This window comes from Bradyrhizobium sp. Ce-3 (assembly GCF_022835695.1).
Classification (GTDB): Bacteria; Pseudomonadota; Alphaproteobacteria; order Rhizobiales; family Xanthobacteraceae; genus Bradyrhizobium.
The window spans coordinates 23,409-39,801 of the sequence record NZ_BQUV01000012.1 but is presented as its reverse complement, the minus strand read 5'-3'; the positions used below and the strand labels follow the sequence as shown (position 1 = coordinate 39,801).

The following is a 16,393-nucleotide window of genomic DNA, read 5'->3' as shown; positions in this document are numbered from 1 at the left end:
CTTCTCAGGGCTTGCGATCAGCGGGGAATCTGCCGCCAATCCTCCGAGGCCGACGCGAGCCTGCCGCCGACCGCGCGGATGTCCTTGTAGGACATGGTCTCGCTCTGGCCGCTCTTCGGCGCCTTGCCATCCATGAAGCCGCGCACCTCGTCGAGCAGCTGACGCCGCACCCGGACGATCGCCTGGTCGGCCGAGCAGAGATATTCCTGCGAGCGGTCGACGATCGGGCCCATGCTGACCATCACCACGAAATCCTCGATGACGATCTCGTGGAAGCCGGTGCTATTGCCGGCATCCATGATCTGGCGGTTCTGCCCCCAATTGCTGCTTTGATCGCCCGGCAGGCCGCCCGCCATCGGCCACTGGTTGGCGCGCTGCACCTTGCGCCAGGAATCCACCGGCTTCTCAGGATTGTAGAAGATGTACCACTGGATCAGATTCTCGTCGTCGATCGGCACCGCGATGATCGCGGTGCGATCCTGCTGCGGTCCGGAGAAGATCGGCGCGATCAAGCCGTAATAGGGCATCACGAACTCGGTGACGCGGGCGAGGCACGAGCCATCCGGCGCGGTGCGCAACGCCGCGGCGCGGAAGCCGTAGGACTTCTTCTCGAACTCGTAGCCGACTTCGGTGTTGACGCGGGTGGCGCCGAAATCGGTCGACGAGGTCGCGGTCCAGCTCTGGTGCAGCAGCGCGACATGCGAGGAATCGATGGTGGCCTCGACACCCTGCAGCCAGTTGGCGTTGAGCTCGATGCCGGCCGCGTAGACCTGGTCCGGCGGCAGATCCATCCACTCGAAATCGGGCGCCGGCGGCGCGGTGCCCTCGCCGAGCCAGACCCAGATCAGCCCGGCGCCTTCCCGCACCGGATAGGCTTTCGCCTTGACGGTCTTGGCGAACTCTTTGGGGTTGTTCGGCTCGTTGGGAACGTCGAGCACCTCGCCATCGGCCTTGATCTTCCAGCCGTGGAACAGGCAGGTCAGCGAGCAATCATCGACCCGCGCCAGCGCGAGCGAGGCGCCACGATGCGGACAGGCCTCGTCGAGGAATCCGACGGTGCCGTCCTTGCCCCTGAACGCCACGAAGTTGCGGCCGAACAGCTTGACCCGGACCGGCGCCTCGCCCTTGCGCACGCGCACCGAGAGCACGGCCGGCAGCCAATAATGCTGCCGCAGCATGCGTCCCATCGGCGCGTCGCCCGTGACGCGGCACAGCAATTCGTTCTCTTCCCTGGTCACCATCGCGAAACCTCCCTGGTTGACGCCTTCGACGTTCGTGGCTTAATATCTTCCTAGGAAGATTATTGTCAAGTTATCTTCCGAAGAAGCCATATCGGGAGATCGCATGACCAAGGCACTCAAGGATCGGATCGCGCTGGTGACGGGAGGAAGCCGCGGCGTCGGCAAGGGCGTGGCGATCGGCCTCGCCGAGGCCGGCGCGACCGTGATCGTCACGGCACGCACGCGCAACAGCGGCGGATCGGAATGGCCCGGCTCGCTCGACGAGACCATTGCCGCGATCGACGACGCCGGCGGCCGCGGCATCGGCCTGCTGTGCGATCATGCCGACGATGGTTCGGTGCAGCAGGTGTTCGATCTGATCCGGCGCGATCACGGCCGCCTCGACGTGCTGGTCAACAACGTGTTCGCGGCGCCCAACGTGATGCCGGTCAATGTCCCGTTCTGGCAGGTGCCGGCCTCGCTATGGGACACCATGCATCGCGTCGGCCTGCGCTCGCATTTCGTCGCCAGCCAGTTCGCCGTGCCGTTGATGCTGCCGCAGGCGCGCGGCCTGATCGTCAACACCTCGTCGGGCGGCGGCGTCCGCTACACGTTCAACGTTCCGTTCGGCGTGCAGAAATCCGGCGTCGACCGGATGGCGCGCGACATGGCGCATGAGCTCGAGCCGTTCGGCATTGCCGCGGTCTCGATCTGGCCCGGCTACATCAAGAGCGAGAAACTTGCGGCGCAGCCCGAGCGGGTGCCGCCGGCACTGGCCAGACTGATCGCCGAACGCGGCGAGACGCCGCTGTTCGCCGGCCGCGCGGTGGCGGCGCTCGCAGCCGATCCCGGCGTGATGGCCAAGAGCGGCCAGATCCTGCTGGCGTCAGAACTGGCGGCCGAATACGGCTTCACCGATGTCGACGGCAAGGTGCCGCCGCCGCCGAGCCGCGATCCGGCACCGCTGTCCGTGTTCAAGCCAGGCGCCACGACCTGAGATCTGGTACGTCATTCCACAGACACCCGACGAAGCGCCCTACCTTACCCCGGGATCTCCGAGCCAAATGTTGTTGGCGATATAATGGAAGAACGGGTCCTGGTAATCCTCCGGATCGTTCGTGTTGGCGGTGTGGCCGAATTGCGCAGCACGGCTGCCGCCGTACCAATCGTCGACAATGTGCGCCTGCTGCTCGAGGCCGAACTTTCCGAATGGCGTGTCGGGCGTACCGTACGAATAAGCGTCCGCGCCGACGCTGGCGCGCCGCTTCGTGACATAGTCGCAGAGCAGCCCGACGGAGGCGCGGTGATAGATTTGCCAGGCATGGGTCAGCTCGTGAATGAAAACCTGGCCCGGACGGGTGTAGTTCTTCCTGCCCGCCCAACCCATCGGATTCGCGAAACAGGCGTCGCCGAGATTGACGAGGATCGTGCCGTCGATGTTGGGCACGGTGAATTTTCGGCCGCCGTCGATATCGGCATCGGTCGAAGCGACATTGGTGAGGATGATCTGATTTTGCGGCGGTAGCGTTCCCTTGAAGATCCGGTTTGCGAAACGGTACTCGTCGTCATTGATGGTGCGATGCTTGATGGCGATTGCGCTGACGACGCCTGCCAGCATGCCGACCGTGAAGCCGAGCGGGCCGAGGAAAAGCACCGATGCGCCTGCGACGACGACTCCCACGAGCCCGCCCGGGCCGACGACGCGTACACCGAGATGTTTTCCCAGCGCGCTCCCGATCAGCACGATGCTGGCCAGCGCAGGTCCACCGACCGCGGCACCGACCAACCAGGCTGCGATATCGTCCACAGCCGCCTCGACGGTGCCAAGGACGCCCGTGTCCTTGTAGGCATGCATCACCGAGAATTTTGCGTCGGCAATGTCCGGCCAATGGTCGTGGAGAAAGCTGATCTGCTGCTTCACTTGCAGATCCGCAACTTGCGCGGGATCGGAGATCGTGTTCGATTCCTCGTGGTGGAAGTCGCGTCCACCCCCGCCGATGATGTGTCCCTGGATCGAACCGTTGGCCTGCAATGCCAGCGCGACACCGTTGGCCGTCGTCAACATCAGCCGGACCGTGAAGCTGTAATCATCGGCGCCGCTGTCGTGCATATGGCAGGTGAAGTCCCAGGTGGCGTTGCTCCGGACCGTCAGCGCGACGTTTCCTCCGAGCGCGGTTCCGGTGGGCGTCAGGACTTGGGCCGAGAAGGTCTTCTCGTCCGGGGTGACGATCACCTCGCCGTCGTCCAGCAAGTAGCCGAAGCCGTACTGGAATCGAACAAGCGTGCCGACCTTGGCAGAGCCAGGCGGCTTGGCGCCTGGCGTGACGGCGGTCGGGTAGCCTAGCCATCCATCCATCATTCCGGCGCTCTCCCAGGTCGAGGCGAGCGCACCGGGCACCTCAAAAGCGCCGAACGCGGCTGTCCATGCGATGATGCCGTGCTCGAAGCGCGAGTAACGGCCGACCCCATCGGGAGCAACCAGCTCGTTGCTGGTCGGCCGGCCCAGCGTCTTGACGAGGTCTGCCGATCTCCAGCGCGCCAGAATGGCGCCGCGCATCTCGTGCGCGCCCGCCGTGGCGGAGTAGTGAATCTCGCCCTGATCGAACGGTGACAGACGGCCGCCTTCCCAGCCCATCTCATCGTAGGTCGGCCAGCCGAGCGACGGCATCCGGCCCGGTGTGCGCACGTCACCGAGATCCTGATAGCAGCTCCAGATCGCCCCATACACCACGTAGGACCGGTTGCCGGGCCGCGCGACGATGAGGCCTCCCTTGAAGCGCTGGGCGAACCCCGACTCCGCCGTCGCGAAGGTGTCCTCGATCGGCACGCCGAGGATCAGCTGGATGTTGTCGGCAGTGATCGATTTATCCAGCCATTTTGCGAGAATCGGATTGCCGATGAAGAATGCTTCGGTCAGCGATACCTGCCAGATCGCGCCGTTCTCGAAGCGCATCATCGTGCCAAGTCCGTTCGGCAAATCGTGCGGCAGCTCGAGGGGGTTGCCGAGGAAGCTCTGGCCGCCCAAGGCAGCGTATTTGCGGCCGATGACGGAGGCCGGATCGACCCCGAGGCAGGTACCGGTCAGGGATAGATTGGCGCCAAAGGGATCACCGCCGATGATCAACTTGGCGGCAAACGGCCCCGGCGCCGTCCCGGTCGGAAGATTCACCACGACGGACACATTGACCATGTTGCCGGCGCCGACGTTCAGCGGCGCGCCGTCCGACGATCCGGCAGGCTCGCCGACCCAGTCGTAGGTCGGCGGCGCATGGGATGGCAGATCCACCGGATCCACCTTCTTCAAGGTCAGCGTCGCCGTGGTGATCGAGACCGCGCTGAAAATCCTTGGATCGCCCTGGATTTGAGCCTGAACGGTGGTGGGCGACGGAGCGATCCACTGCGTCACGGCAAACAGATAATCGCGGGTGCCTATCGGAAGGGTGCCGAGTTCGGTGTGGGTGTACGGCGGAGGCTTTGGCGGTGAGGTGATCATGCCTGCCTCCCCGCGACGGTGATCAGAAGCTGCGCCGCCGATCGAACAGGAAGCGGCGTCGAGCGATTTTCAAACGATGATGCAGCGCTCGTGCCCTCGGTGCCGAGGGTGACATTCCAGGAAATCGCGGCCATCGCGCATTCTCCTTTCCGGCGGAGGTTGGTTCGGCGGCATGCCTTGCGGCAGCGGATGTCGTGTGGTGCAGTCCGATGTGTTGGTTGCAAGCAGCCCGATGCGCGCATCCCATGGTTCGCGATCCACTGATGGAGATAGCCCGCAATAACAATGCAATTTTAGATTGAACCGCAGTCCGATCGTCGCGTGCAGGAATTTATTCTCGGGAGCTTGGCGGGGTCTCAAAGACTTGATTGTCGCAATAATTGTTTAGTCGCGGCCTCAACGACGACGTTCAATGCCTTTTGATACACGTATTGGTGTTCAGGCATCGGCCCCCGCCGAAGCGGCGCATTCCAACGAACGGGAGGTTGGGGAGAGATGGCCTGTCGGCGGCCGCAACATGATTCTGCGAATTTGGAGCGGGTGAAGGGAATCGAACCCTCGTATTCAGCTTGGAAGGCTGCTGCTCTACCATTGAGCTACACCCGCATCGCGCGTTCCCTAACACGGCCGGGCGGCGGCCTCAACTGTCCCGGCTGCCCCTGTCGTTTGCCGCAAGCAGCCATTATTTCTGCACATTCCGCCGCGTTTCACGCCCGGACCAGGCGCCGGCGGCCTTAACAGACGCGGATTCGCCACCTATATTGCTGGTCCCATCAACAAAGAAAGGAGGTGATCTAGTGTCTTGTCTCAAGCGCTGTCACCTCGCTGGGATCGCCCGCTAGGCGCTGAGCAATCAGCCTGGCATCGGGGCGCTCTCAGCCCTGGACCAGCGAGACATCAAAATCGGGGGCGCGGCGGAAGCGATTCCGCCGCGCCTTTTTGCTGGGCCGCGCACCCATGCGGCGAGCGGGATAGCTTGTCGCAGCACAAAAACGGTCCGATCCGCTACGTATGAAATGTCGGCTGGGATGGCCGCGAGACGTCCTTCGGCCTGCGCATCAAAAACAGGGAGCACCATCGATGCTTTATGCCATCCTGGCCTATCACGTCGAAGCCGAGGTCAAAGCGTGGAACGCCGAAGAGGACGCCGCCGTGATGAGCGGCCTGCGCGAGGTCCATCAACGGCTGAAGGGCCGGCTCGGCCCGGCTGCACGGCTCGGCGACACCCGCAACGCCAGCACCCTGCGCGGGCCCGGCCACGGCGTGGTGATCGACGGCCCGTTTTCAGAGACCAAGGAGCATCTGCTCGGCTTCTACGTGATCGATTGCGCCGATGAGGCGGAGGCGATCGCGGCGGCGCGCGATCTGCGCAGCGTCAACCCGTCGGCGGTCTACGAGATCCGCCCGCTGAAGCTCTTCATCCCCGGCGCGCCGTTTCCGGAAACCGCAGGCCCGAGCGACGCGTAGCGTTGCTCAACGGCTGGAGCGTTTCGGCAGCTTGGGCAGCCTGCTCGGATCGAACTTCGGCAGCGGCAGATCCGGCGGCGGCTCGGGCGGCACGTCATGGCTCGGCATCAGCGTCACCTCGAAGGCGAGATCGGGCACCGCATCGGCCCTGCCCTTGCAGGTCGCGATCGCGCCGCTGAAGACACCGTCGAGCCGCACCACGAGATCGTCGGTACCGAACACGGTCGCATGACCTTCGGAATGCCGCCTGGTGGTGAGGACCGCGGAGAAGCGCTCGCCGTCGACCTCATACGTGCCGCTGTAGAGCATGATGGCATCGCTGCCCCACAGCCTGCCGTCGGCGACGTGCACGATGCCGGTGCCGTCCGCGAGCGACGTGCGAAACCAGGCCGCATAAGTGCCGTTCTTGAGCATGGAGCCTGTCTCCACGTGCTCCGTTTCACCGGACACGATCTGGGCACCGTTGCGTTAACAGCGGGTGAAGGAACCCGGCTCCCGCGCTCATTGACCGTCGATTTGCCGTCCCATGATGGCGATCGCCTTCTGATAGACCCCTGCCGCGTTCCACGCCTCGATCGCGGCGAAGTTGGGTTCCCCGGGCTGATAGCCGGCGCCGGCGCGCCAGCCATTGGCGCGCAGGAAGTTCGCCGTCGAGCTCAGCGCATTGGCCGCGACGTCGAGGTTGCCGGTGCCGTAGGCCAGCACGTTCTTCGGCATGAACTGGGTCTGGCCGATCTCGCCGTGCATCGAGCCGCGGGTGCTGCCGGACAAGGTGCCGCGGTCGATCAGCTTCAACGCGGCATAGAGCTGGTCGGTGAAGAAATCCGGACGGCGGCAGTCGTAGGCCAGGGTTGCGATCGACGACAGCATGTTCTGGTTGCCGCGCTGGCTGCCGAAGCCGCTCTCCATGCCCCAGATCGCGATCAGCGGTCCCGGCGGCACGCCGTAGCGCTGCTGGATCGACGCGAACATCGCCGCCTGCGACTGCTTCAGCGAACGGCCGCGCGCCACGATGGTCGCAGATCCGCGCTTGGCCATGAACTGCTCGAGCGACAGGCCGAAGCTGCGCTGGCCGCGATCCGCGGCAATCGTCGCGCTGGCATAATGCGTCTGCATCAGCGCGTCGACCGCCGTGGCGCCGACGCCCTTGGCCCTTGCCTCGCCGGCGAATTGCTCCTTCCAGGATTCGAAGCCGCCCGGCCCGTTGCCGCACTGTGCCGCGTTCGCCTCAGCGCCCAGCGTCGCAACCATCACGACGATGGCAAGCGCCGACGCCGCAATCTGCCAGCCCCTGGTCATCCGAAACCTCCTCCGCAAAAATGTGCCGCGCGCCCCGCGGGCGCGGCGCCGACGATGGCCGGATTGACATGACCCGGCGATGAACGATCCGCCTCAGATTCGGCCGCGAAGCGTCACGATATGTCGCCGGCGGCGGATTGGCCATCCCGGCCGGCGGCGGTCTCACCGCCGTCGTCCTGGCGAAAGCCAGGACCCATAACCACCGAATTCGGTAATGAACGGGATCGTGGCCCCAGCGTCGCGCAGCAATTGGGATTTGGGGTAATGGATCCTGGCTTTCGCCAGGACGACGCTGAGTGTGTGGCTCGTCAGTCGCCAAATGTCGTCGTTCTGGCCCGGCACGCAATTGCGCATGGGAGCCGGGACGACGGCGAGGACGGTTCGCGATTCATCACGGCACGTCGCCTCGCCTGATCGGACCGACGGTCTGCGGACGATTGAGGAAGAACTCGCGGTTGCCGAGCGCGGCTTCCGCGTACTGGTCGATCGCCACGATGATCGCCTGCACATGGTGGTAGCACCAGCCTTCCCGCGTTGCCCGGTGCCGGACTTCGGCCAGCGCCTTGATCCAGGGCGCGTGGTCATCGCTGTCGTGGAAATACCGAAGCGGCTCTCTCATCTTTCCTCCGGCAGATCACGTCCTCGAGCTCGGCGCGCTTGCGCGACAGCAGAAGCTGCGCCGATGCACTGTCCCGCCCGGCTCGCCTGAGCCGATTCACGGATGCGTCGAGTGCGCGCAACTCGGCGCGCAGCCGCTGCATCCTGACCGCGTCGTCACGCACGCGCTTCGCCGGCGACGAGCTCGCGCTTCGCCGGGCAAATGAAGCCGACCGTCGCGGCGCGGCGGCGCGGCGCAACGCTCGCATGCACGATGATCGGCTCGCGGTCGCCAAGGATGCCGCGTTCCTCGACTAGTCGGCTCATCACCAGGCGCATCTTCAGGAGGTCGCCGGCGACGAAGGCGCAATCCTCATCCCGGTTGATCTGCTGGCGCATGATCGCCTCGGCCTCGAGCATGCTGACACGCAGTGCCCTGATTTGCCTGCGAATTTGGCTGATACGGTTGTCCATGGCGGCCTCCTATTCACGGTGGAGGGCAATAAGAACAAAACAAGAACATAAAGTCAAGCCGCGGAGCCGCCGATCCGGACATTATCGTCATCAAGCGATCGGGCGGGTTCCTGTCGCAGGAACCGATCGGCTCACCATCACGACTTCAACGTAGGGATGTCGGACATCAGGCCGGATCAAGCGAGCCGCGCGCGCGAGCATGAACGACCCTGATCGCGTGCGAACATTCAGCAAAGCAGCAGGACGCGGTGACGTCGCGACGGAGCGTCACAGCCGGCGGCCTCTTTCATTTGCCACCCGGACAAACGGCCGACATATGACTGTGGAACAATCTGTCATTGAACTTGTCTACTCCAATAGACAAGTTAGATTGGAGCCGATTCTGTTTCGATCATTGCGCAGTCCATGACCAAGTCCTCCAAATTGGTTGCCGCGAAGCGCGGCAAGGTTCTTCTGGTTAGACGCCGATCTGACGGGCTGTGGATGTTCCCCGGCGGACGCAGGCGCGCGCGCGAAACCGGCAAGGATTGCCTGAAGCGTGAGATCAAGGAGGAGCTGCCGAAGCTCAAGCTCGGCAGGCTCAGCCTCTGGAAGGAAGTCACAGCCAAGAACAAGCGTTCCGGCCGCCGGATGAGTGACGCGATCTTCATCGCCAAGAACGCCAAGGGACGGCTCGCGATCGGCGACAAGAAGGAGATCGACCGCGCCGCCTGGCAGAAGCCGCGTGGCATTCGCCTGACGCCGACCTCGCGCTACATCCGCGATCGGCTGTTTCCGAGAAAGCAGCGGCGCCAAAGATAGGCGGTGGGATATTTGCCGTCACGGAGAAGCGCAGATTTCGGCTTTCGCGTGTGGCGGCGACGTCGGCATACCCTGCTGATTTCCTGGGCTTTGCGTATCACCGGCGCGTGCTAAGACTGACCTGATCGGTCCATGTTGGACCGCGACATCAGCCAGAATACCGCCAGAATGACCTTCCCTTCCAACCGCCAGCGGCGGCTGTTCAGACTGGTCTCCGCGCGTTGGCAACGCCGGGCCATCTTCCTGCTGGGCGGCATCGCCGTCGGTGCGGCCGCCGTCGCGCTCGCACAGCTCGCCGATCTGGCGCAGATCGCCTTCTCCGCGCTGGTGTCGCATCTCCGTTATGCCTCGCTGGTGGTGACGCCCGCGGGCTTTGCGCTGTCGGTCTTCCTGACCAATCGCTTTTTCCAGAACGCGCAAGGCAGCGGCATCCCGCAGGCCATCGCCGCCCGCCATCTGACCGATCAGACCGCGCGCGAAAGCCTGGTGTCGCTGCGCATTGCGGCCGGCAAGATCCTGCTGACCCTGTTCGGCCTGCTGTGTGGCGCGTCGGTCGGGCGCGAGGGACCGACCGTGCAGATCGGCGCGTCGATCATGTTCGCGCTCGGCCGCTTCTCGCCGCGGCGCCAGCCCGGCCTGATCCTGGCCGGCGCGGCCGCCGGCGTCGCGGCGGCCTTCAACACGCCGCTGGCCGGCATCGTGTTCGGCATCGAGGAAATGAGCCGCGCCTTCGAGACCCGAACCTCCAGCCTGATCATCGGCGCGGTGATCGCCGCGGGCCTGACCTCGCTCGCCTTGATGGGCAACTACACTTATTTCGGCACCAGCGCGACCGCCCTGCGCAACGGCACCGACTGGCTCGCGGTCCCCATCTGCGGTGTCGCCGGAGGCCTTGCCGGCGGTCTGTTCAGCCGCATCCTGATCACGATGGCGCGCGGATTTGCCAATCCGGCCGGGCGCGCGATCAAGCGCTATCCGGTCGGCTTTGCCGCGATCTGCGGCTTTGCCGCGGCGCTCTGCGGCATTGCCTCCGACGGCGCGATCTACGGCACCGGATATCAGCAGGTCAAATCCGCGCTCGAAGCCGGCGCACAATTGCCCGCGAGCTTCAGCCTGTGGAAATTCCTCGCCACCACGTTCGCCTCGATCAGCGGCATGCCGGGCGGCATCTTCGCGCCTTCACTCGCGGTCGGCGCCGGGCTCGGCTCCAACATCGCGCCGCTGTTTCACGGCGCGCCGCTGCCGGCCATCATGCTGCTCGGCATGGTTTCATATTTCGCCGGCGTGGTGCAGGCGCCGATCACGGCCTTCGTCATCGTCACCGAAATGACCGACAATCACGCCATGGTCGTGCCGCTGATGGCCGCGGCCCTAATTGCCCATGCGAGTTCGAAGCTGATCTGCAAGGAAGGCGTCTATCACGCCCTCGCCAAGGGGTTCATCGACCGGGCCTCGCCGCAGCCGAAGGCGTCGACCTGAATTCCAGGCAAGCGCCGACTTCAAGCACCAATGGGAACGGCCCCAGCGTCTCGCGTTGCCGGGGCCGTCCCTATTCCCATGCTCACGCCGAACCGCCGCTTCCGATAATCAGGCGGACCCTCTGGGCCTTGAAAAAAATGTTCTTAATGAAAAACGACTGCCCAGTACGCCCGAATGATTCACCCGATCCGGCGTTCCGAAAAATAACGCGTGTGAATCGAATCCAAATAAATCTCTCCCGACGCAAACGAAATGTTTCAGTGACCCCTGATGCGTGAACCGAGTTCCAGGTTCCTTCGGGAGCCGACGTCTCGCCGCGGCGTTGATCCATGGGCAGTCCCCGAGAAAGGGGGAAGCGCCATGGTCGACAACGCATTCAATAACCCCGCCTATTGGCGGGATCGCGCCGCCACGACACGCGCCAAGGCGGAGTTGTCCAGGTACCAGAACTCACGCGCGAACCTCTTGAAGATCGCCGAGGAATACGACCGCCTGGCACACTATGCCGAGCAGCAATCGCTGCACGCACCGACAGTGAGCCTGTCCGGCGAGCTTTAGCTGTTGTAGGCGAACAGCTCGATCGGCTCGCTGAAGCCGCGCACCGCATGCTCGCCGACATGTTCGAGCGCGAAATCGTGCTCGACCAGATCGGCGAAGGCGCGTGACAGCAGCACGTTCTTTTTCAGCTGCTTGGTCAGCGCCTCGAGCCGCGAGGCCATGTTCACCGCCGGGCCGATCACGGTGAAGTCGAGCCGGCTGCGCGACCCGATATTGCCGTACATGACGTCGCCGACATGGACGCCGATGCCGTAATTCATCGGCGCCCGGCCCATCATGCTGTTCTTTTCACTCAGCTCCGCCATGGCCACCCGCGCCTCGGACACCGCACGCAGCAAATTGGCGCAGGCCTTGGGGTCGCTGAGCGGGAAGATCGCGAGCAGGCCGTCGCCGATGAACTTCAGGATCTCGCCGCCATGCCGCGCGATCGGCTCCGACATCGCGTCGAAATAGTCGTTGAGCAGATCGATGACGTCGTCGCGCGGCCAGGAGTCCGAGATCCGGGTGAAATCCCTGAGGTCGCAGATCATGATCGCGGCGCGCACGGTCGTGCCGCTGCCCCGCCGCGTCGCACCGGCCAGGATCAACTCGCCGGCATGGGACCCGACATAGGTCTCGAGCAGGGTCCGCGCCAGGCGGTTCTTCATGCGGATCTCGCTGACCAGCGCCAGCACCGGCAGCACCTTCGAGAGCTCGGCAACATGCGCATCGTCGAAGCCGCCGGGGCGGTCGGTCGCAAAGGTCACGACATGGCGCTTGCCGAGCGTATGCAGCAGTGGCCACGCCACATAGTCGGTCAGGCCCTGCGCGCGCATCTCGTCATAGAGCGCGTGCTTGCGGCCATCGGCGCGCTCCAGCCGCTCGCGCACTTCGGTGGCGCCCTGATGGATCTCGTAGACCGGGCTGCCGATATATTCCGAGCGCTGCTGCACCTCGTAGTCGACCCGCGTGATCTCGGCCTCGCGCTTGCCGTCGGCCCAGATGATCCGGGCGCCGAGCCATTGCGGATGCTGGATCAAAAGATTCATCGTCGCCCGCTTCAGCGGGATGCGCCTGCCCTGCAGCCGGATGCAGAGTTCGGCGAGGATGTTGTCGATGAAGCGCTGGTCGCGGGTCTCGTTGGTCAGCCAGGCCACGACCTCGCCATCGGACTGCGGCGTGACGGATTCGGTATTGGGCGCGTTCATGGCTGGCTCCGGAGCGGCGATTTGGATTGGCGGGTGATATGTCGTGTTTCCGCGCGGCAACGTCAACGCTACCAGCGGTATTGTGATCGCCGGCGCCGGGTGGTGGCTGGGTCGCTGCCGGCCTGCCCAAGCCCCTCGCGGGCAGCCGAGCGCAACTCAACTGGTTAGCGATCGATTAATTGTAGCGCGCGGACGTTGCATCGCGGGCACACCGGGTTTTGTTTCGCTGCGAACGACACAACCTTCATTTGTCAGCTCACAGTGAGTCACATAGCGTAACACACATCTGCTGCCGGCGAAGGTTTGCCGGAATGCAACCTGCCGGGCAGCGGCAAGAACAAGGAACTGAGCACCATGCGCGAATGCATCGGGGCTGCGACGATCGCACGACACGTTGGTGACACCACACTCAATCCGCGCCGGACGCGATCTGCGTCCCGCACCCGCGCGCAGTTCCAGCACCTGCTGCTGCTGAGCGCCTCGGTGGCTGCGCTCGTAGCGCTCCAACCACGATCCGCCGCAGCGCAGAATTGGACCGGTGCCACCAGCAACGACTGGACGGTCGGCTCGAACTGGACCGGCGGAGCGGCACCGGCCGGTGGTGCGGTCGCCGTCGACAAGACCTCGAACATCGTCCTCGGCGTGGCCGCTGGAGCGACCGGCACGACGGGCAATTTCAAGTTCGGCGGAGTGACGGCCGGGGTGAATGCCAACCTCACAATTCAAAACGGCGCGGTCCTGACCACCACCGGCAACTCCCTTACGATCGGCAATACCGCTGGCACCACGTCCACGGTGACGGTGACTGGGGCCGGGTCGCGATGGAACATCAACGGCATCCTGACGATCAACGCTGTCGGCACAAACACCCTCAACATCGAGAACGGTGCGACCGTTGCGACGACAGGCAGGCTCGTCGTCACCGCCCCTGCCGGCACCGGCACAGGCACCCTCAACATCAGCAACGCCACCCTGCAAACACCCAGCATCGCGATCAACAACGCCGGCGGCCAGGTCAATTACGACAATGCCGTTGTCCGGATAACCGCCAACGCCACAAGCATCTTTGGCGGAACGGCTGCGCAAAACCACATCGCTGCGGGTGGGCTGACCGTCGACACCAACGGCTTCGTTGGGATTGCCTCAACCGCTGGCGGTCTCAGCGGCGTCGGCGGATTGACCAAGACCGGCGACGGCACCTTGTTCCTCCGCGGCGGCAGCACCTATACCGGTGAGACGGTGATCCAGCAGGGCACGTTCGCGATCGGCGTCATCGCTGGCGCCAGCGATGCCCTCATCAATTCAAGCCGCGTGGTCGACAACGCAACCCTCGACATCACCCGCGTCTTCGACGCCGCCTCGCACATTCAAAGCCTTGCCGGCAACAGCGCCGGCACCGTCCTGCTCGGCGCAAAGGACCTGATCATCACCAATGCGAACGACACGTTCGCAGGCTCCATCAACGGCACCGGCGGATTGCAGCTCACCGGCGGCACGCAGGCGCTGTCCGGCGTCCAGGCCTATACCGGCGCGACCACGATCGCGGGTGGCACGCTGGCGCTGACCGGCGCGGGAGCGATCGGCGCGTCGAGCCGCGTGGTCAACAACGCCGCCTTCGACATCTCGGGCGTCAGCGGCGGCGGCACCAGCATTCAAGGCCTCGCCGGCAGCGGCAGCGTCGCCCTCGGCGCCAACACCCTGACGCTGACCGCCGCCAACGACACCTTCTCCGGCGTGATCGGCGGCAGCGGCGGGCTGACGCTCACGGGCGGCACCGAGACGCTATCCGGCGCCAACACCTATAGCGGCGTGACCACGATCTCGGCAGGCACGCTGGCGCTGGCGGGCGCCGGATCGATCAGCAATTCACGCGTGGTGGCGAACGCCGCGTTCGACATTTCCGGCCTCGCCGGCACCTCGACCAGCATTCTGAGCCTGGCCGGCAGCGGCAACGTCGCGCTCGGCGCCAAGACGCTGACGCTGACCAATGCCAGCGACACGTTCTCCGGAGCGATCGGCGGCGCCGGCGGGCTGACGCTCACAGGCGGCACGCAGACGATCTCGGGGAGAGGCACCTACAGCGGCGCGACCACGCTCACCGGCGGCACGCTGCGCGCAGGTGCGGCCGATGCGTTCAGCTCGGCATCCGCCTTTACCGCGAGCGCGAGCAGCACGGTCGACCTGAACGGCTTCAGCCAGATCATGGGGGCGCTCAGTAATGCCGGCACCGTCAGGTTCGGCGCGACACCCGGCACTGCGCTGACGGTTGTCGGCAATTATGCCGGCAATGGCGGCACGCTGCTGTTCAACACCGTGCTCGGCGGCGACGGCTCGGCGACCGACCGGCTCTTGGTCGGCGGAAGCACGTCGGGCAGTTCGACCGTGCGGATCAACAATGCCGGCGGCGGCGGCGCGCAGACCTCGGACGGCATCAGGCTGATCGACGTCAACGGCGCTTCCAACGGCACCTTCACGCTGGCGGGCAACTACTCGCTGCAGGGCCAGCAGGCGATCGTCGCCGGCGCCTATGCCTATACCTTGCAGAAGAACGGCGTCGCGACGCCGACCGACGGCGACTGGTATCTGCGCTCCACGCTGGTGCCGTCGAGCGATCCGGCCGCGCCGAAGCCGCCTGCCGCGCCCGCTGGTCCGCTGTACCAGCCCGGCGTGCCGCTTTACGAGAACTACGCCCAGGTGCTGCTCGGCATGAACGCGCTGCCCTCGATGCAGGAGCGCGTCGGCAACCGTTACTGGGGCGGCAATGGCGGCCCGAGCGAGGCGATGGCGCGGATGGGCGTCTCGCCGGCGGCGACATCAGACAGCTCATGGACGCAATCGGCATTCTGGGGCCGTGTCGAGGGCGGGCAGACCAATCTGCGGCCGTCGAACACCACGGGCTCGACCACCAGCAGCGACGACTTCAAGGCGCAGGCCGGGCTCGACGGCCTCGCGCTCGAGAACAATTATGGCCGCCTGATCGTCGGCCTCACGCTGCAATACGGCCTGACCACGGCTTACGTGAATTCGTTCTTCGGCAACGGCCGGATCCGCGCCGAAGGCACCGGCGTCGGCGCCACCGCGACCTGGTATGGCGACAACGGCGTCTATCTCGACGGCCAGATGCAGACCATGTTCTACCGCGGCGATCTCACCTCCGACCTCGTCGGCAGCATGGCGCATGGCAATGAAGGCCTCGGCTTTGCCTTCAGCGTCGAAGGCGGCAGGCGCATCACCATCGGCAACGGCTTCTCGCTGACGCCGCAGGCGCAGCTCGCCTATTCCAAGGTCGAGTTCGACGGGTTCGCCGACCGCTTCGGCGCACAGGTCTCGTTGACCAATGCCGACAGCCTGCTCGGCCGCGTCGGCCTGTCGCTCAATCACCAGAAGAGCTGGAGCGACGGCGCCCGCTCCGACCTCTATGCGATCGGCAATCTGCACTACGAATTCCTCGACGGCACCAATGTCGGCGTCGCGGGCACCAGCTTCGCCAGCGCCAACGACCGGCTGTGGGGCTCGATCGGCGGCGGCGGCAGCTACAGCTGGGCGGGCGGCCGCTACACCGTATTCGGTGAAGCGACCTATCGCGCCAGCCTGCAGGATGCCGGCGACAACCACAGCTACAAGGGCACCGCCGGTCTCCGCGTGGTGTGGTGAGGCCGGACGCTCCGCCAAAATATCGAAAACAACCCCATGCAAAGTAGCCGGCGGACACGGCACTTGACACGTCGGGCAACTCAGCGGTACTTTTCCATTATCCAGAAATCGTGCAGGCGCACTCGCCTTGCTCCGTGTCATCACCCGCGCATGCGGGTGATCCG

The 16,393-nt window shown here is 65.0% G+C and carries 14 protein-coding genes and 1 tRNA gene; 6 read left to right on the top strand and 9 right to left on the bottom strand.

Going from position 1 to position 16,393, the window contains the following annotated elements; genetic code table 11:
- Positions 1-17: 17 nt before the first annotated feature.
- Positions 18-1,241, bottom strand: coding sequence for a Rieske 2Fe-2S domain-containing protein (locus BRSPCE3_RS32635; protein ID WP_244070737.1), 1,224 nt, complete (start codon positions 1,239-1,241; stop codon positions 18-20).
- A gap of 103 nt (positions 1,242-1,344) precedes the next feature.
- Here BRSPCE3_RS32635 and BRSPCE3_RS32630 point away from each other — a divergent pair, with 103 nt between their 5' ends.
- Positions 1,345-2,217, top strand: a complete 873-nt coding sequence (locus BRSPCE3_RS32630; protein WP_244070735.1) for an SDR family NAD(P)-dependent oxidoreductase — start codon at positions 1,345-1,347, stop codon at positions 2,215-2,217.
- 39 nt (positions 2,218-2,256) lie between these two features.
- Here BRSPCE3_RS32630 and BRSPCE3_RS32625 read toward each other — a convergent pair whose 3' ends face one another.
- The 3 genes from BRSPCE3_RS32625 to BRSPCE3_RS32615 form a co-directional block, all read right to left on the bottom strand.
- Positions 2,257-4,344, bottom strand: a complete 2,088-nt coding sequence (locus BRSPCE3_RS32625) for an LGFP repeat-containing protein (RefSeq protein ID WP_244070733.1) — start codon at positions 4,342-4,344, stop codon at positions 2,257-2,259.
- Between the two features lie 365 nt (positions 4,345-4,709).
- Positions 4,710-4,847, bottom strand: a complete 138-nt coding sequence (locus BRSPCE3_RS32620) for a hypothetical protein (RefSeq protein ID WP_244070731.1) — start codon at positions 4,845-4,847, stop codon at positions 4,710-4,712.
- A gap of 398 nt (positions 4,848-5,245) precedes the next feature.
- Positions 5,246-5,319, bottom strand: a tRNA-Gly gene (locus tag BRSPCE3_RS32615).
- A gap of 474 nt (positions 5,320-5,793) precedes the next feature.
- Here BRSPCE3_RS32615 and BRSPCE3_RS32610 point away from each other — a divergent pair.
- A complete protein-coding gene (locus BRSPCE3_RS32610; RefSeq protein ID WP_244070729.1) occupies positions 5,794-6,180 on the top strand; it encodes a YciI family protein in 387 nt (128 codons plus the stop codon).
- 6 nt (positions 6,181-6,186) lie between these two features.
- Here BRSPCE3_RS32610 and BRSPCE3_RS32605 read toward each other — a convergent pair whose 3' ends face one another.
- From BRSPCE3_RS32605 to BRSPCE3_RS32590, 4 genes are all read right to left on the bottom strand, one after another.
- A complete protein-coding gene (locus BRSPCE3_RS32605) occupies positions 6,187-6,594 on the bottom strand; it encodes a hypothetical protein (RefSeq protein WP_244070727.1) in 408 nt (135 codons plus the stop codon).
- A gap of 87 nt (positions 6,595-6,681) precedes the next feature.
- Complete coding sequence (locus tag BRSPCE3_RS32600; RefSeq protein ID WP_375709992.1) at positions 6,682-7,431, bottom strand: lytic transglycosylase domain-containing protein; 750 nt, start codon at positions 7,429-7,431, stop codon at positions 6,682-6,684.
- 439 nt (positions 7,432-7,870) lie between these two features.
- Positions 7,871-8,098 carry a hypothetical protein gene (locus BRSPCE3_RS32595; protein ID WP_244070722.1) on the bottom strand — a complete coding sequence of 76 codons (228 nt, stop codon included), beginning with the start codon at positions 8,096-8,098 and terminating at the stop codon, positions 7,871-7,873.
- Between the two features lie 155 nt (positions 8,099-8,253).
- Positions 8,254-8,496, bottom strand: a complete 243-nt coding sequence (locus tag BRSPCE3_RS32590) for a hypothetical protein (protein WP_244070720.1) — start codon at positions 8,494-8,496, stop codon at positions 8,254-8,256.
- A gap of 459 nt (positions 8,497-8,955) precedes the next feature.
- Here BRSPCE3_RS32590 and BRSPCE3_RS32585 point away from each other — a divergent pair, with 459 nt between their 5' ends.
- The 3 genes from BRSPCE3_RS32585 to BRSPCE3_RS32575 all read left to right on the top strand — a co-directional run bounded on the left by BRSPCE3_RS32585 (position 8,956) and on the right by BRSPCE3_RS32575 (position 11,388).
- Entirely contained in the window at positions 8,956-9,351 is a 396-nt protein-coding gene (locus tag BRSPCE3_RS32585) for an NUDIX hydrolase (RefSeq protein ID WP_244070718.1), read from the top strand.
- Between the two features lie 168 nt (positions 9,352-9,519).
- Positions 9,520-10,830, top strand: a complete 1,311-nt coding sequence (locus BRSPCE3_RS32580) for a chloride channel protein (RefSeq protein ID WP_244070716.1) — start codon at positions 9,520-9,522, stop codon at positions 10,828-10,830.
- A 360-nt stretch (positions 10,831-11,190) separates the two neighbouring features.
- Positions 11,191-11,388, top strand: a complete 198-nt coding sequence (locus tag BRSPCE3_RS32575; protein WP_244070714.1) for a hypothetical protein — start codon at positions 11,191-11,193, stop codon at positions 11,386-11,388.
- On the opposite strand, the gene BRSPCE3_RS32570 is transcribed toward BRSPCE3_RS32575, so the two are convergent.
- Positions 11,385-12,575: an adenylate/guanylate cyclase domain-containing protein gene (locus BRSPCE3_RS32570; RefSeq protein ID WP_244070712.1), complete on the bottom strand. Its 1,191-nt coding sequence runs from the start codon at positions 12,573-12,575 to the stop codon at positions 11,385-11,387. The two genes, BRSPCE3_RS32575 and BRSPCE3_RS32570, sit on opposite strands and share 4 nt — an antisense overlap.
- 303 nt (positions 12,576-12,878) lie before the next feature.
- Between BRSPCE3_RS32570 and BRSPCE3_RS32565 the strand changes: the two genes are divergently transcribed.
- On the top strand, positions 12,879-16,229 hold the full coding sequence (locus tag BRSPCE3_RS32565; protein WP_244070710.1) for an autotransporter outer membrane beta-barrel domain-containing protein: 3,351 nt from the start codon (positions 12,879-12,881) through the stop codon (positions 16,227-16,229).
- Positions 16,230-16,393 lie beyond the last annotated feature (164 nt).

Excerpts from the sequence above, each read along its gene's own strand:
- BRSPCE3_RS32635 (WP_244070737.1), bottom strand. The coding sequence starts at position 1,241 with ATGGTGACCAGGGAAGAGAACGAATTGCTGTGCCGCGTCACGGGCGAC.
- BRSPCE3_RS32630 (WP_244070735.1), top strand. The coding sequence starts at position 1,345 with ATGACCAAGGCACTCAAGGATCGGATCGCGCTGGTGACGGGAGGAAGC.
- BRSPCE3_RS32620 (WP_244070731.1), bottom strand. The coding sequence starts at position 4,847 with ATGGCCGCGATTTCCTGGAATGTCACCCTCGGCACCGAGGGCACGAGC.
- BRSPCE3_RS32610 (WP_244070729.1), top strand. The coding sequence starts at position 5,794 with ATGCTTTATGCCATCCTGGCCTATCACGTCGAAGCCGAGGTCAAAGCG.
- BRSPCE3_RS32605 (WP_244070727.1), bottom strand. The coding sequence starts at position 6,594 with ATGCTCAAGAACGGCACTTATGCGGCCTGGTTTCGCACGTCGCTCGCG.
- BRSPCE3_RS32600 (WP_375709992.1), bottom strand. The coding sequence starts at position 7,431 with ATGGTTGCGACGCTGGGCGCTGAGGCGAACGCGGCACAGTGCGGCAAC.
- BRSPCE3_RS32595 (WP_244070722.1), bottom strand. The coding sequence starts at position 8,098 with ATGAGAGAGCCGCTTCGGTATTTCCACGACAGCGATGACCACGCGCCC.
- BRSPCE3_RS32590 (WP_244070720.1), bottom strand. The coding sequence starts at position 8,496 with ATGCTCGAGGCCGAGGCGATCATGCGCCAGCAGATCAACCGGGATGAG.
- BRSPCE3_RS32585 (WP_244070718.1), top strand. The coding sequence starts at position 8,956 with ATGACCAAGTCCTCCAAATTGGTTGCCGCGAAGCGCGGCAAGGTTCTT.
- BRSPCE3_RS32580 (WP_244070716.1), top strand. The coding sequence starts at position 9,520 with ATGACCTTCCCTTCCAACCGCCAGCGGCGGCTGTTCAGACTGGTCTCC.
- BRSPCE3_RS32575 (WP_244070714.1), top strand. The coding sequence starts at position 11,191 with ATGGTCGACAACGCATTCAATAACCCCGCCTATTGGCGGGATCGCGCC.
- BRSPCE3_RS32570 (WP_244070712.1), bottom strand. The coding sequence starts at position 12,575 with ATGAACGCGCCCAATACCGAATCCGTCACGCCGCAGTCCGATGGCGAG.